The sequence below is a fragment of the Sulfitobacter sp. HI0040 genome (genome assembly GCF_001634885.1).
Classification (GTDB): domain Bacteria; phylum Pseudomonadota; class Alphaproteobacteria; order Rhodobacterales; family Rhodobacteraceae; genus Sulfitobacter.
This window is the reverse complement of the sequence record NZ_LWEX01000043.1, coordinates 1-14,873: the sequence shown is the minus strand read 5'-3', so window position 1 is coordinate 14,873 and position 14,873 is coordinate 1. Positions and strand designations below refer to the sequence as shown.

At 64.9% G+C, this 14,873-nt stretch carries 14 protein-coding genes and 1 pseudogene; 11 read left to right on the top strand and 4 right to left on the bottom strand.

The annotated features are described in order from the left end of the window. Positions 1–215, top strand: a pseudogene (locus A3728_RS04470) (diacylglycerol kinase); the annotation flags it as partial. A 4-nt stretch (positions 216–219) separates the two neighbouring features. On the opposite strand, the gene lipA reads toward A3728_RS04470, so the two are convergent. Continuing rightward, the gene (gene lipA, locus A3728_RS04465) at positions 220–1,170 is read right to left on the bottom strand and encodes a lipoyl synthase (RefSeq protein WP_067920645.1); all 951 of its coding nucleotides are present in this window, start codon (positions 1,168–1,170) and stop codon (positions 220–222) included. Positions 1,171–1,331: 161 nt separating this feature from the next. Next, positions 1,332–2,489 (bottom strand): DUF6456 domain-containing protein, encoded by a 1,158-nt coding sequence (locus tag A3728_RS04460; RefSeq protein WP_067920643.1) that lies wholly within the window; start codon positions 2,487–2,489, stop codon positions 1,332–1,334. A 232-nt stretch (positions 2,490–2,721) separates the two neighbouring features. On the opposite strand from A3728_RS04460, the gene A3728_RS04455 reads away from it, so the two are divergent. Next, positions 2,722–3,033, top strand: a complete 312-nt coding sequence (locus A3728_RS04455; protein WP_067920641.1) for a DUF6477 family protein — start codon at positions 2,722–2,724, stop codon at positions 3,031–3,033. Positions 3,034–3,072: 39 nt separating this feature from the next. Here the strand turns inward: A3728_RS04455 and A3728_RS04450 are convergent, their stop codons facing one another. Next, complete coding sequence (locus A3728_RS04450; protein ID WP_067920639.1) at positions 3,073–4,611, bottom strand: trimethylamine methyltransferase family protein; 1,539 nt, start codon at positions 4,609–4,611, stop codon at positions 3,073–3,075. A 201-nt stretch (positions 4,612–4,812) separates the two neighbouring features. Here A3728_RS04450 and guaA point away from each other — a divergent pair, with 201 nt between their 5' ends. The 9 genes from guaA to A3728_RS04405 all read left to right on the top strand — a co-directional run bounded on the left by guaA (position 4,813) and on the right by A3728_RS04405 (position 13,992). Next, positions 4,813–6,396, top strand: coding sequence for a glutamine-hydrolyzing GMP synthase (gene guaA / locus A3728_RS04445; RefSeq protein ID WP_067920637.1), 1,584 nt, complete (start codon positions 4,813–4,815; stop codon positions 6,394–6,396). Between the two features lie 56 nt (positions 6,397–6,452). Next, complete coding sequence (locus A3728_RS04440) at positions 6,453–7,328, top strand: DMT family transporter (RefSeq protein WP_067920648.1); 876 nt, start codon at positions 6,453–6,455, stop codon at positions 7,326–7,328. Positions 7,329–7,459: 131 nt separating this feature from the next. Continuing rightward, positions 7,460–8,566: an OmpP1/FadL family transporter gene (locus A3728_RS04435; RefSeq protein ID WP_067920635.1), complete on the top strand. Its 1,107-nt coding sequence runs from the start codon at positions 7,460–7,462 to the stop codon at positions 8,564–8,566. Positions 8,567–8,709: 143 nt separating this feature from the next. Then, positions 8,710–9,630 carry a DMT family transporter gene (locus tag A3728_RS04430; protein WP_067920633.1) on the top strand — a complete coding sequence of 307 codons (921 nt, stop codon included), beginning with the start codon at positions 8,710–8,712 and terminating at the stop codon, positions 9,628–9,630. 20 nt (positions 9,631–9,650) lie between these two features. Further along, a complete protein-coding gene (locus A3728_RS04425) occupies positions 9,651–10,505 on the top strand; it encodes an ATPase (RefSeq protein ID WP_067920631.1) in 855 nt (284 codons plus the stop codon). Positions 10,506–10,584: 79 nt separating this feature from the next. Then, complete coding sequence (gene metA, locus A3728_RS04420) at positions 10,585–11,502, top strand: homoserine O-acetyltransferase MetA (RefSeq protein ID WP_067920629.1); 918 nt, start codon at positions 10,585–10,587, stop codon at positions 11,500–11,502. A gap of 1 nt (position 11,503) precedes the next feature. Further along, positions 11,504–12,475, top strand: coding sequence for an alpha/beta fold hydrolase (locus A3728_RS04415; RefSeq protein ID WP_067920647.1), 972 nt, complete (start codon positions 11,504–11,506; stop codon positions 12,473–12,475). A gap of 37 nt (positions 12,476–12,512) precedes the next feature. Next, entirely contained in the window at positions 12,513–13,382 is an 870-nt protein-coding gene (ppk2, locus tag A3728_RS04410; RefSeq protein WP_067920627.1) for a polyphosphate kinase 2, read from the top strand. Beyond that, on the top strand, positions 13,375–13,992 hold the full coding sequence (locus tag A3728_RS04405; RefSeq protein WP_067920626.1) for a TetR/AcrR family transcriptional regulator: 618 nt from the start codon (positions 13,375–13,377) through the stop codon (positions 13,990–13,992). Before ppk2 ends, A3728_RS04405 begins: the two co-directional genes overlap by 8 nt. Positions 13,993–13,999: 7 nt before the next feature. On the opposite strand, the gene A3728_RS04400 is transcribed toward A3728_RS04405, so the two are convergent. Further along, a partial coding sequence (locus A3728_RS04400) for an LLM class flavin-dependent oxidoreductase (RefSeq protein WP_067920624.1) occupies positions 14,000–14,873 on the bottom strand: 874 nt, incomplete at its 5' end.

Sequence of the window (14,873 nt, the reverse complement as noted above, 5' to 3'; positions counted from 1 at the left end):
TCACCCCCGCCGAACTGACATGGTCACAGGCCGATATCGTGGGCTATTTCACCACCGGATTCACGCCCGACTACGATACCGCCGGCGCCCAGATGGCGGAGGTCGTCGAAAATCTCGCCATGCTCCCCCCGCAGGACCGGGAGGCGCTGGCCGCCTATCTCATGGTGGTCCCGCCCGTGCCCGAGGCCACGGCAGAGGCAGCGCCCGCGGAATGACCCGTCAGGCGCCCAGCCGCTTCAGCCGCGCCGCGCGCAGACGCGCGAAATCATCGCCCGCGTGATAGGACGACCGCGTTAGCGGCGTCGCCGAAACCATCAGGAAGCCTTTGCCATAGGCAGTCTTTTCGTAAGAGGCGAATTCGTCCGGATGTACGAAGCGGTCCACCCGGTGATGCTTCGGCGTTGGCTGCAGGTATTGCCCGATGGTCAGGAAATCGATGTCGGCGGCGCGCATGTCCTCCATCACCTGAACGACCTGCTGACGCATCTCGCCCAATCCCACCATGATACCGGACTTGGTGAACATGGTCGGATCCAGCTCTTTCACCCGCTGCAGCAGGCGCAGGGAATGGAAATACCGCGCCCCGGGACGCACTTCGGGGTAAAGGCCCGGCACGGTCTCGAGGTTGTGGTTGAAAACATCCGGCTTCGCCTCCACCACCTTTTCCAGCACCGACGGATCGCAGCGGATGAAATCCGGCGTGAGAATCTCGATGGTGGTGCCGGGGCTGCGATGGCGCACGGCGCGGATGGTCTGGGCGAAATGATCCGCCCCGCCGTCCGCGATATCGTCCCGGTCGACGGAGGTGATGACCACATGGTTCAAGCCCAGCTTCGCCACCGCATCGGCGACCCGGCCCGGCTCGAAAACGTCAAGCGCCTCGGGCGGGCGGCCCGTGGCGATGTTGCAGAAGGTGCAGGCCCGCGTGCAGACCTCGCCCATGATCATCATCGTGGCGTGGCCCTGGCTCCAGCATTCGCCCACATTAGGACATCCGGCCTCTTCGCAGACGGTCACCAGCTTGTTGTCGCGCATGATGCGCGCGGTTTCCGCATATCCCTTGCCGCCCGGCGCTTTCACCCTGATCCAGTCCGGCTTTTTCGGCTGGGGGTTGTCCGGTCGCCGTGCCTTTTCGGGATGCCGCTGTTCGGGAATCTTCAGATCGCGCATCGGGGGTCTCCATGCAGAACTGCCCCTGTCTAGCATATCGCGGCGCAGACAAAAGACCCCCGCGCGCAAGCCTGCCATGCGCGGGGGCGCCCCCTTCACCCTTTTCGAAATACTCCGGGGGCCCGGGGGCGGCGCCCCCGAAACCGGCCCGCCAGGCGCCTTCAGCCGATCATCGGACCGCCGGAGCCGATCGTCTGGTCGTAATGGACCTTCAGCCGGATAAGCGCGATGCGCAACACGATCTTGGCCGAACGCGCGGACCAGCCAAGCTGCTTTTCGACCGTTTCGAGCCCTTCCAGATGGCAGCAGCAGCGCAGGACCACGTCCGACAGGCCGGGGCCCAGTTCCGCGATGGCCGCCTCCACCCGCGCGCGGGCCTCAGCGGGGCTCGTATCCGTCCCGCCGGATCCGTCCCCGCCGCGCGCCGGAGCAAGGAACCTGTCCCAGGACTGCGCCATTCGCGGGCCCATCTGGGCCAGTTCGAAATCCTCGCGCAGCCGTTCCCCGGCATGAACAAGCGGCTCGGGCAGGAATGGAGTCCCCGACTTGTCCCGCCTGCGCGCCAGTACCGCAAGCGGGCTTTCGGTCAGGCAGTGCCGCATCCGTCGCAGCCGCGCTTCCTCGTCCTCCGCGGCAGCCTCGCGGGAGGGGGCCGGCCCATCGAAGGCCATGGGCGCCTCTGCAAAACCCTCTGCCGGAACGGGCGGCTCTTCGGTGTCGGCCGCGCCGCCCAGATCGCGCGCCACCTCGGCCCTGCCCGCTGCCGTGATCCGGTAGCGGACAACGCGCCCGCTGCCGCTCGCCGCGATCCAGTCCTTCAGGGCCATGGCCTCCGCCACCGGTTTGGCCACCACCGCGGTGCGCAACCCGCCCCCTGCCCCGCCTTCGCGCACCACCACGGCCCGGTCAAGGTCTGGTGCAACGGCCAGCACGGCCCCGCGTTCGCACAATCGGCGCAATACCCGCCGGGCCTCGGCGCCGAGGGTTTCGTCATCCGGCAGAGCAGCCGCCTTGATCTTCTTCATCCTTGAACTCTCTTTCGCTGCGCCGATGGCCCGTTCGCCGCGCCCGCCGCCCAGCATCGCCCGCCCGAGGCTCTGCAACGCCGCATCGACCAGCGGATCGTCCCGCCGCGTCTCGAACCGGCGGATCTGGCGCAGGACGGTCGAGGCATGGCAGCCCGCCTGCCGGGCAAGCGCCCGGATCGGCAGGCCCTGTTCGGTATGGGCTAGGTAATGCTGCGCGGCATGCGGCACCCAGGCGGGCAGCCTGCCGTTCCAGCGGGGGGCGGAGGGGGGATCGTTCCGAAGCGTGGCCATGGGCGGTCATCCATCGACTGGTGGATTTATCCACAGAGTTACCCACACATCCATTGGAAGTATTGGTTACTCTTTTGTTAAAATGTGATCGAATTAGAAGCATTGTTTCCAGCTGGTAAACAAAAGCATCCGGTCCGAACGCACCCCCTTAAAGGACCGCAACACCCGCCCCAGTTGTGCCAACCTGTGCCAAGCCCGCTTCCGGGCAAGGCCGCAGAAAAGGATTTCCACAATGAAGGACGTGTTGACGATGCTGAAGGAAATGCGCCGCCCCGCGCTCTTGATGCGTGCCGCGCGCATCGGGGCGGAGGACTACAAGCGCCCGGTCCATCTGGCCCGGCTGCTGGGATTCGGGCGCCTGCCCGGACCTGTCGAAAGCCTGATGCGCCTGATGGAATCAGAAGCCGCGCTCGAAGAGCAGCGCGGCGCGGGCATGGCCAGCTACAGCGTGGCGGACCATGTGGATGTGCTGATCGCAATGGTCGGCGAAGCGCGCGTGCTGCAACGCGCGCAGGCCGAGAAGGCCGCGGCGGGATCGCGCTAGCCGCGCGCCCCGCCCCGGCCCTTCACGACAGGTGAGCGCTTACATGAAGCTGTCAGGTTCCGCTGCCTTGCGCTGTGCGACGAACGCATCCAGCGCCTCCCGCTTGGCGGGGTCCATCTCCGGCTGGCGATAGTCGGCCAGCATGCGCTCCACCCGGGCGGCGGCCAGCGTCTGAGTATCCCGCGCGCCCTCGTCATACCATGTCTCGAAGGGCTTATAGTCGAGCAGATCGGATTTCCAGAAGGCAGACTTGAAGTTCGCCTGGGTATGGGCGCAGCCCAGATAATGCCCGCCCGGACCGACTTCGCGGATCGCATCCAGCGCCTGCGCATCCTCATCCATCTGCACGCCGCGCGCCAGATGATGCAAGGTGCCCAACTGGTCCGCGTCCATCACGAATTTTTCGAAGGAGGACACCAGCCCGCCTTCGAGCCAGCCGCAGGCATGCAGCATGAAGTTCACACCGGACAGAAGCCCCATGTTCAGGCTGTTCGACGTCTCGTAGGCGGCCTGCGCATCGGGCAGTTTCGAGCCGCAGAACGATCCGGCGGAGCGGAACGGCAGGTTCAGACGCCGCGCCAGCTGACCGGCCCCATAGGTGATATGCGAGGCTTCGGGCGTGCCGAAGGTGGGGGCACCGCTATTCATGTCGATGGAGGTCACGAAAGCGCCGAAGATCACCGGCGCGCCCTTGCGCACAAGCTGGCTATAGGCGATGCCCGCCAGCACTTCGGCCAGAACCTGCGTCAGCGTCCCGGCCACCGAAACCGGCGCCATCGCCCCGCCCACGATGAACGGAGAGATGATGCAGGCCTGATTGTTCTTCGCATAGACTTCGAGCGCGCCCATCATCACGTCGTCGAATGTCATCGGCGAGTTGATGTTGATGAGCGAGGTCATGACCGTGTTCTGCTGAACGAAATCCTCGCCGAAAAGCACGCCGCACATGTCCACGCTGTCCTGCGCACGGCTGGGTTCGGTGACCGACCCCATGAACGGCTTGTCCGACAGCGTCATATGGGCGTGCAGCATGTCGAGGTGCCGCTTGTTCACCGGCACATCCGTCGGCTCGCAGACCGTGCCGCCCGAATGGTGCAGCCACTTGGACATATAGGCCAGTTTCACGAACTTGTTGAAATCCGCCATCGTGGCATAGCGGCGGCCGCCGGCCGCGTCCCGCACGAAGGGCGGGCCATAGACGGGGGCGAGCACCAGATTGCGCCCGCCCACCTCGACATTGCGGGCGGGGTTGCGGGCGTGCTGGGTATAGGTTGACGGGGCCGTTTCGCACAGTTTGCGCGCCAGTCCACGCGGGATGCGCACCCGGTCGCCCTGAACGTCGGCACCGGCCTCGCGCCACAGCTCCAGCGCGCCCGGATTGTCGGGGAAATTCACGCCGATCTCTTCAAGCACCGTTTCGGCGTTGTGCTCGATGATTTCCAGCGCTTCCTCATTGAGGATTTCGAAGTTCGGGATGTTGCGCTCGATGTACTTCGCGGTCTCGAAGGACACCGCACTGCGCTCCGCCCGTCGGGCCGCGCCGCCGCCGCCCCGTCCACGTCTGGCTGTCTGTGTCATGCTGACCTCTTTTGTCGAAATGCGTTGCCTGTCCCTAGCCCATCGTGGGGGTGCGCTTCGCGCGGATAACGGCGGGGCGGAGAAAAAAGCGACATGTCCCGCCTTCCCCGGCGTTCGGAATAGTGCCACAGCGTAGAATGCCGCCCCCTCGGGGCGGTGAACGGGGTTGCCTTGGCCCGGGGGCGCGCCTAATCAGACGCCATGACAGACCTTATCCAAGACACCCTGCAGGACCACCATGACAAGCTGCTGATCGTCGATTTCGGCAGCCAGGTCACCCAGCTGATCGCCAGACGGCTGCGCGAATTGAATGTCTTCTGCGAAATCCATCCCTTCAATGCCGTGACGGATGACTTTCTTGACAATTTCGCGCCCCGCGCGGTGATCCTGTCGGGGGGGCCATCGTCGGTCTTTGCCGAAGGCGCGCCCATGCCGCCCGCCCGGATCTTCGAGCTTGGCGTGCCGATTCTGGGCATCTGCTATGGCCAGCAGGTCATGATGCACTGCCTCGGCGGTCACGTGGAACGGGGCCATGGCACCGCTGAATTCGGCCGCGCCTATGTCACGCCCACGGGAACCGAACTCGATCTGCTGCACGGCTGGTTCGGCACCGACCGCGAACAGGTCTGGATGAGCCACGGCGACCACGTCAGCAAGCTTGCGCCCGGCTTTCAGGTCTATGGCACATCGCCCAATGCGCCCTTCGCCATCTCCGGCGATCCGGAACGGCATTTCTACGCGGTGCAGTTCCACCCGGAGGTGCATCACACCCCGAACGGCGCGCGCCTGTTCGAAAATTTCGTGCGCCTCGCCGGTTTCTCGGGCGACTGGACCATGAAAGCCTACCGCGAAGAAGCCATCGCGGCCATCCGCGCGCAGGTCGGCGACCAGAAGGTCATTTGCGGCCTGTCGGGCGGCGTCGATTCGAGCGTCGCGGCGGTGCTGATCCACGAAGCCATCGGCGACCAGCTCACCTGCGTCTTCGTGGACCATGGCCTGCTGCGCAAGGGCGAGGCCGAAGAGGTCGTGACCATGTTCCGTGACCACTACAACATGCCGCTGATCCATGCCGACGAACAGGATCTGTTTTTGGGCGAGCTGGACGGGGTCAGCGACCCGGAAACCAAGCGCAAGATCATCGGAAAGCTCTTTATCGACGTGTTCCAGAAACACGCGAAGGAAGTGGGCGATGCGACATTCCTCGCTCAGGGAACGCTCTACCCGGACGTGATCGAAAGCGTGAGCTTTTCGGGCGGCCCCTCCGTCACCATCAAATCGCATCACAACGTCGGTGGCCTGCCGGAGAAGATGGGGCTGAAGCTGGTGGAACCGCTGCGGGAACTTTTCAAGGACGAGGTGCGCGCGCTGGGGCGCGAGCTTGGCCTGCCCGCCAGTTTCATCGGCCGCCACCCCTTTCCCGGTCCCGGCCTCGCGATCCGCTGCCCCGGCGAGATCACGCGCGAGAAACTGGATATCCTGCGCGAAGCCGATGCCGTCTATATCGACCAGATCCGCCGCCACGGGCTTTATGACGAGATCTGGCAGGCCTTCGTCGCGATCCTTCCCGTCCGGACGGTGGGCGTGATGGGTGACGGGCGCACCTATGATTTCGCCTGCGCCCTGCGCGCGGTGACGAGCGTGGATGGCATGACGGCGGATTACTATCCCTTCAGCCACGAGTTCCTCGGCGAAACCGCGACCCGCATCATCAACGAGGTGCCGGGCATCAACCGGGTGACCTACGACATCACCAGCAAACCGCCGGGCACCATCGAATGGGAGTGATCGGTGCCAGCGTCTGACTGCCTTCGGCGAGGATTTTCATCCATTTGGAAGCCCCGGTGAGCACGACACTGCGCGCGGCGCTCTGGATGACCGGCTCCATCGCCTCGTTCAGCTTCATGGCCGTGGCCGGGCGCGCGCTGGCGCCGCGGTTCGATACGTTCGAGATCATGATGTACCGCAGCCTTGTGGGGGTGATCGTGGTGCTGATCCTCGCTGCGGCTACCGGCGCGTGGCGCGAGGTGCGCTTTGATCGTTACGGTCTGCACCTTCTGCGCAACCTTGCGCATTTCACCGGCCAGAACCTGTGGTTTTTCGCGGTCACGGTGATCCCGCTGGCGCAGGTCTTCGCGCTTGAATTCACCTCTCCCATCTGGGTGATCGTGCTGTCGCCCCTGATCCTGGGCGAGCGGCTGACGCTGATGCGCGCGCTGGCGGTCGTGCTGGGTTTTGCGGGCATATTGATCGTGGCGCGGCCCGATCCCGCGGGGCTGAACGCCGGTCTCGTGGCGGCGGCCATGGCGGCGGTTTTCTTCGCACTCACGATAATGATGACCAAGCGGCTCACAAGAACGCAGAGCATCACCTGCATCCTGTTTCACCTCACCACGATGCAGCTTGTCTTCGGCCTTGTGGCGGCGGGATACGACGGCGATGTCGCGCTGCCTGATGCGGCCAGTTTCATCTGGCTGGCACTGGTCGGCGTCGCGGGCCTGCTGGCGCATTGGTGCCTGACCCATGCGCTGGCCATCGCGCCCGCCACGGTGGTCGTACCCATCGATTTCGTGCGCCTGCCCTTTATCGCCGTGGTCGGTATGCTGCTCTATGCCGAGGCGCTGGATATCTGGGTCTTCGTGGGCGCGCTGATCATCTTCGGCGGCAATTACCTCAATCTCTGGACAGAGGCGCGACGCGCGGCTGTCGCAAATCGGTAACACCCGCCTTCCTACACGCCAAGGTTGCCCCGGCGGCACCTGTTGACCTGTGCGGCCTGCGCACGTCTAGCCTTGCGCGCATGGCACCTCCGGCAGGCGGCAGGTGCGCTGACTTCTGGGGAGGAGTTCACATGACAGCAAGACTACCGGCGATCATCGCCGCACTCGGTTGCGCAGGCGCCGTTCAGGCAGGCGGCATCGACCGCTCCGGCCAATCCATCGCTGCCCTTTTCGAACAGGGCCGCCATGTCGAGTTCAGCCTCGGTTCGGTTTCGCCCGAAACCTCCGGCACATCCGTCGCGGCCCTCGGCTCCGTCAACAGTGGCAACATGGCCGAGGATTACCTGCAGTTCGGCGCGGCCTACAAGGCCGACATCAACAGCCAGCTGTCCTATGCCATCATCTACGATCAGCCCTTCGGCGCGGACGTGGCCTATCCGACGGGCACCGGCTATTACGCTGCCGGATCCCGGGCCGAGTTCGAAAGCCATGCGGTCACCGGTTTGCTGAACTATCGCATCAACGAGAACTTCAGCGTTCACGGCGGTCTGCGCGTCCAGTCCGTGAAAGCTTCGGCCGCCGTTCCCGTCGTTAACGGCTACACCGTCACCGGGGATAGCGAAGTCGGCGTCGGCTATGTGGCCGGCATGGCATACGAGATGCCCGAAATCGCGCTGCGGGTTGCGCTGACCTACAATTCTTCCATCGACTACGACGTCGCGACCTCTGAAACCTTTCTGACCCCCGGCGGTTTCGCCACCGTGAATACCACGACATCGGTGGAGACGCCGCAGTCGGTCAACCTTGCCTTCCAGACGGGCGTGGCCGAAGACACGCTGCTTTTCGGTGGCATCCGCTGGACCGATTACTCGGCCTTCACCATCGCACCGGCAGGCTACACCAACGCGACCGGCGCACCGCTTCTGAGCTATGACGACGATGTCTTCACCTATTCGCTGGGTCTGGGCCGCCGTCTGACGGACCAGTGGTCCATCGCCGCAACCGTGGGATACGAAAAGTCGCAGGGCGGTTTCGCCGCGAACCTCGGCCCGACGGACGGCAACACAAGCGTGGGTCTGGCCGCGACCTATTCGATGGACGCCATGACGATCACCACGGGCGTGCGTTACGTCGATATCGGCGATGCGCAGACGCAGTTCGGCCCCTTCGCCCCGGCTGCGAACTTCACCGACAACAAGGCCGTCGCGATCGGCGTGAAGGTCGCCTACAAGTTCTGATTCCGCCCCTTGGCGCTAAATCGAAGGCCCGGTGCTTTGCGCCGGGCCTTTTCGTTGCGCTTGCTGAACCGGCACCACAGCTTTGCCCGCGAAAGCGCAACATTCGGGTCGCCAGAAGCCCCGCCCCGGCTTAGGCAAGGCGCATGACACAACAAAAAGACATGTCGCCCCGTGCATGGGCGGAGCTTGCCCTGCTGGCCCTCATCTGGGGCGCATCCTTCCTGTCGGTGCGCTATGCGCTGGATGAGGTCGCACCGCTGACGACGGTGGCCCACCGGGTGTTCTGGGCCGCGCTGATCCTCTGGGGCGCTGTCTGGGCCATGGGGCTGCCCCTGCCCCGCCGCCCGGGGGTCTGGGGGGCCTTTCTGGTGATGGGCCTGTTCAACAACGCGATCCCCTTTACCCTGATGGCATGGGGGCAGCTGCATATCGAATCGGGCCTCACCTCCATCCTCAATGCCTCCACCGCGCTCTTCGGGGTGATGCTGGCCGCCCTGCTGCTGGCGGATGAGCGGATGACGCAGCGCAAGGCGGTGGGCGTGTTGCTGGGGTTCGCGGGGGTCGCCACGGCCATTGGCCTCGACAACTTGCGCAGCCTCGATCTGCGGTCGTTGGCGCAGCTTGCCGTGGTCGCGGGAACGGTGTCTTACGCCGCTGCCGGGGTCTGGGCGCGCAAGACGCTGGCGGGGCAGCCGCCGCAGCTTGCCGCGGCAGGGATGCTGACGGGATCGAGCCTGATCATGATCCCGCTGGCCTGGACGCTGGAGGGCGCGCCTTCGGCCCGGCTGACGCCCACCACCCTCTTGGCCATCGGCTATATGGCGGTGATCGCGACCGCTTTCGCCTATCTGCTCTATTACCGGGTGCTCGCCATGGCAGGCAGCGGCAACCTGATGCTGGTCACGCTGCTGGTCGCGCCAGTCGCCATCCTTCTGGGAGCATGGTTGCGGGACGAGGCGCTGAACCCCGCCGCCTACGGGGGGTTCGCGCTGCTGGGGCTGGGCCTGCTGGTGCTGGACGGGCGCATCTGGCGCTTGGCGGCGCGCTGGGTTAGTCAGGCCTGACGCCGACAGGGAACTTGACGATGCTCTATGCCAATGCCGCCGAATGGCGCTCCGCACCCCGCCGCAAGGTCCTCGTTTTCGGGATGTCGGGGCTGGGCAAGACCCATCTGTCGAGTCTCCTGCGCGCCTCGGGCGACTGGTTCCACTATTCCATAGATTACCGGATCGGCACCCGCTACTTAGGCGAAACCATCGCCGACAATGCCAAGGCGGAAGCGATGAAAGTGTCTTTCCTGCGGGAACTGCTGCTCAGCGACAGTATCTACATCGGCTCCAACATCACCTTCGACAATCTTTCCCCCGTGGCCACCTGGCTCGGCAAGCCGGGGGCTGCAGAAAAGGGCGGGCTGGCGATGCCCGAATACGCCGCCCGGCAGGAGGCGTTCCGCAGGGCAGAGATCGCCGCACTCGAAGACACCGGGCATTTCGCACGCCGGGCCAAGGCGCTTTATGACTATCCTCATTTCATCTGCGACACGGGCGGGTCGATCTGCGAATGGGTGGATGTGGACGACCCCAAAGATCCGTTAATGACGACACTTTCGGCGGAATGTCTTCCGGTCTGGATCAAGGGGGACGAGGCCCATACGCAGGAACTCGTCCGCCGTTTCGACAAGGCGCCCAAGCCCATGGCCTATCAGCCGGAATTCCTTGCCCGGGTGTGGCAGGAATATCTGGAGGAGAAAGACATCGCGCCCGAGCGGGTCGATCCCGATGATTTCATCCGCTTCACCTATGCCAAGGCGCTGGCGCACCGGCAGCCGCGTTATGCGGCGATGGCGCGCTGGGGCGTGACCGTCACCGCCGATCAGGTCGCGGCCCTGCGCACGCAGGACGATTTCACCGATCTTATCGCCGGGGTTCTGCCGGGCTGAACCCCGCGCCCCGGCCCGCCCTTGGCACTGCCCCGTGCAGGGTCTATCTAGACCGCGCAAGACAGGACACATCTTTCCCATGCCCATCAAGATCCCCGCAAATCTGCCCGCCTTTAACGTGCTCAAGCGCGAAGGCGTGATGGTGGTCGACGAGGAGCTGGCAAGCCATCAGGACATCCGCCCGCTGAACATCGCGCTGCTGAACCTGATGCCCAAGAAGATTCAGACGGAGAACCAGTTCGCCCGGCTGATCGGCGCGACGCCGCTGCAGATCGAACTGACGCTGGTGCGCATGTCCGAACACCAGACGCGCAATACCGCCGCCGAACATATGGAGAGCTTCTACCAGCCCTTCGAAGAGGTGAGCCACCGCAAGTTCGATGGGCTCATCATCACCGGCGCCCCGATCGAACATCTGCCCTTTTCAGAGGTGACCTATTGGGACGAGTTGCGCCGGATCATGGACTGGACCCAGACCAACGTGCATTCGACCTTCGGTGTCTGCTGGGGCGGGATGGCGATGATCAACCATTTCCACGGCGTGCCCAAGCACATGCTGGCGCAGAAGGCTTTCGGCTGTTTCAAGCATCGCAATCTCGCGCCCGCATCGCCCTATCTGCGCGGCTTTTCGGATGAATGCGTCGTGCCCGTTTCCCGCTGGACGGAAATGCGGCAGGAGGAAGTGGACGCGGCCCCGGGCCTTGTCACGCTGCTGGGCAGCGACGAGGTCGGCCCCTGTCTGGTGGAGGATCCGGACCACCGGGCGCTCTATATCTTCAATCATTTCGAATACGACCGCGATACGCTGAAACAGGAATTCGACCGGGACGTGGAAGCGGGCGTGCCCGTCACCCTGCCCTGCAACTACTACCCCGGCGACGATCCGGCGCAGGTGCCGCTCAATCGTTGGCGCAGCCACGCGCATCTTCTCTATGGCAACTGGATCAACGAGATGTATCAATCCACCCCCTACGACCTTGAACAAATTGGGACGTAAGCTGGTGCTCGTTCTGCTGCTGATAGCCGCCGTCACGGTGGCAGCGGTGCAATGGCGCGCCTATCAGCGCGAGGCCCGCGCGCGGGTGGCAACGCCGCCGGTGGGCCAGATCCTCGACATCGACGGCGTCAAGGTCCATGCGCAGGTGATGGGCGAAGGCCCGGATCTGGTGATGATCCACGGCGCCAGCGGGAACCTGCGGGATTTCACCTTCTCCTTCGCGGAGCGCCTGACAGACCGCTACCGGGTGGTCCTGTTCGACCGGCCCGGGTTGGGCTGGACGGATCGGCTGCCGGGCTACGGCGGGGCATGGAACAACGATGCCGAACCGCCGCAGGCGCAGGCCGAACTGCTGCAGAATGCCGCCGATGCGCTGGATGTGAAAAACCCGATCGTGCTGGGGCATTCCTACGGCGGGGCCGTGGCGCTGGCCTGGGGCCTGTCGCGCCCCGAAGACACGGCGGCGCTGGTGCTGGTCTCCGCCGTGTCGGAGCCTTGGCCCGGCGGCCTCGGCTGGCTCTATACCGTTACCGGCTCTACCCTTGGCTCCGCCCTTTTCATCCCCGTCGTAACCGCCTTTGCGCCGAAACAGCTGGTGACGGCCAGCGTAGATGCCATCTTTGCCCCGCAGGAGGCGCCCGAAGGCTATACCAAGCACATCGGCCCCGGGCTCACCCTGCGCCGGGACAGCACGCGGGCCAACGCCCAGCAGGTCAATTCCCTGCTGCCCCGGATCATCGAGATGCGGCAGAACTACGACAGGCTGACAATGCCGGTAGAGGCCGTGCACGGCGATAAAGACAATATCGTCCCGCTGGATATCCACAGCGCGCCCCTGATGGAGGATCTGGCCAACGGCAACCTCACGGTGTTGGAGGGCGTGGGCCACATGCCCCATCACGCCGATCCGCAGGCGGTGGAGGACGCCATCGACCGCGCGGCGACACGCGCGGGTTTGCGCCCGCGCTCCTGACGCCACATAGTGGCGCGGAAGGCGGAGGAGCCAGACCATGCAGAAACCATTCGACGGGGCGATCAGCGCCTATTTCGAGAACGAGGCACCGGACAGGATCCGCGCCGCCATCCGCCGCGCGGAAAAGGACGAGATCCTGTCGTCCTCCTACCCCCATTCGGAACGGCTTTCGCGCAAGGTCTATGAAAAGGAATTGGCGCGGCTACAGATCGAACTGGTGAAACTGCAGGCATGGGTCCGCGCCAAGGGGGGGCGTATCGCGATGGTCTTCGAAGGCCGCGACGCCGCCGGTAAGGGTGGCACGATTTCGCGCTTCCGCCAGAACCTCAATCCGCGTGCGGCGCGCGTCGTCGCTCTGTCGAAACCCAGCGACCGCGAACAGGGCGAATGGTACTTCCAGCGCTACGTCCAGCATCTTCCCACGGCGGGAGAGATCGTTTTCTTCGACCGCTCATGGTACAATCGCGGCGTGGTCGAGAAGGTGTTCGATTTCACCACCGACCCGGAGCGCGAATTGTTTTTCAAGCAGGTCATTCCCTTCGAGACGATGCTCACGCAGGATGGCATCCATCTTTTCAAGTTCTGGCTGAACGTGGGCCGGGCCGAGCAGTTGCGCCGCATGCTGGCGCGCGAAAGCGATCCGCTGAAGCAATGGAAGCTTAGCCAGATCGATGTGATGGGCCTCTCCCGATGGGATGCCTATTCCGACGCCATCCGCGAAACGCTCGACCGGTCGCACACCGCTGCCAACCCATGGACGGTCATCCGCTCCGACGACAAGCGCCGCGCGCGGCTGGCCGCGATCCGGACTGTGCTGCGAGCCTTCGACTACGACCACAAGGATACCCGCGCCATCGGCGAGACCGACGGGCGGATCTGCGGCGGGCCGGATATCTGGGATGCCTAAACGGGGGTATCATCACGGCAACCTGCGCCAGGCGCTGATCGACGCGGCGCTCGAACTGATCGAATTGCGCGGGCCCACGGGGTTCACCCTGTCGGAGGCCGCGAAACAGGCCGGGGTCACCCCCGCCGCCGTCTACCGCCATTTCGAGGGGCGCGAGGATCTCATCGCAGAGGCGGCGTTGCAAGGCTACGACATCTTCGTCACCGCCATGCAATCGGCCTATGCCGAAGGAAAGCCCAATGCCCTGCGCGCCTTCGAGGCGACGGGCCGCGCCTACCTCGCCTTTGCGCGGGACCACCCCGGCCATTACATCGCGATGTTCGAAAGCGGCATTTCGGTGAACCGTACCCCCGAACTGGCCGAAGTCGCCGGAAGGGCCAACGCGGTGCTGGAACGGGCCGCGATGGAACTCAGCCAGCACATACCCCAAGAGCGCCGCCCGCCGGCGAGCATGGTTTCCGCCCATGTCTGGGCCATCAGCCACGGCGTCGTCGAACTTTTCGCGCGGAACTCCCCGGGCCGGGCCACGCCCTTTCCGGCCGACGAGCTGCTGGAAAGCGGTATCGGGATCTATCTGCGCGGTCTCGGGTTGATCAGCCCCGACGACTGACGCCCTGTCAGGCCGCCGGTTCGGGAACCATCGCGCCCAGCACCTCTGCCGCGATCTCGAACGAGCGCAGGCGCGCGGCGTGATCATGTATCTGACCGGTCAGGATCATCTCATCCGGGGTATATTGCGCCCTGAACTGCTCCAACTGCGATTTCACCGTCGCAGGATCCCCCACGGCGGAAAATCGCAGCGCATGATCGACCCCGCGGCGCAGGGCGGGCCCGATCGCGCCGTCGATATCCTCTACCGGGTGGGGCAGCTTGCCGGGCCGACCGGTGCGCAGCCGGGCAAAGGCCTGCTGCATGGAACTGCGCAGGAAATGCGCCCGATCCGCGGTGTCGGCGGCGAATACATTGACGGCGAGGATGAAATAGGGCGCCGCCAACTGCGCGGAGGGCCGGAAATCTCGCCGGTAGATCATCAGCGCGTCCTCCAGCGCATCGGGGGCGAAATGCGAGGCAAAGGCATAAGGAAGCCCGAACTGCGCCGCCAGCTGCGCCCCAAAAAGCGATGAGCCGAGGATGTAGAGCGGCACATGCGTCCCCTCGCCCGGATGCGCGCGGACCGAAGCGCCGGGATCGGCATCCCCCAGATAGCGCATCAACTCGGCCACCTCCTCCGGAAAGCGATCCGCAGACTGCATCCCGCGCTGCAGCGCCCGGTATACCGCCTGATCCCCGCCGGGCGCGCGCCCGAGACCCAGATCGATCCGGTCCCCGAAGATCGTGGCCAGCGTGCCGAACTGCTCCGCGATGGTCAGGGGCGCATGGTTCGGCAACATCACCCCCCCGGCACCCACCCGCATTGCCTTGGTCGCATTCGCCACATGACCGATCAGCACCGATGTGGCGGCAGAAGCGATGCCCGGCATGTTGTGATGC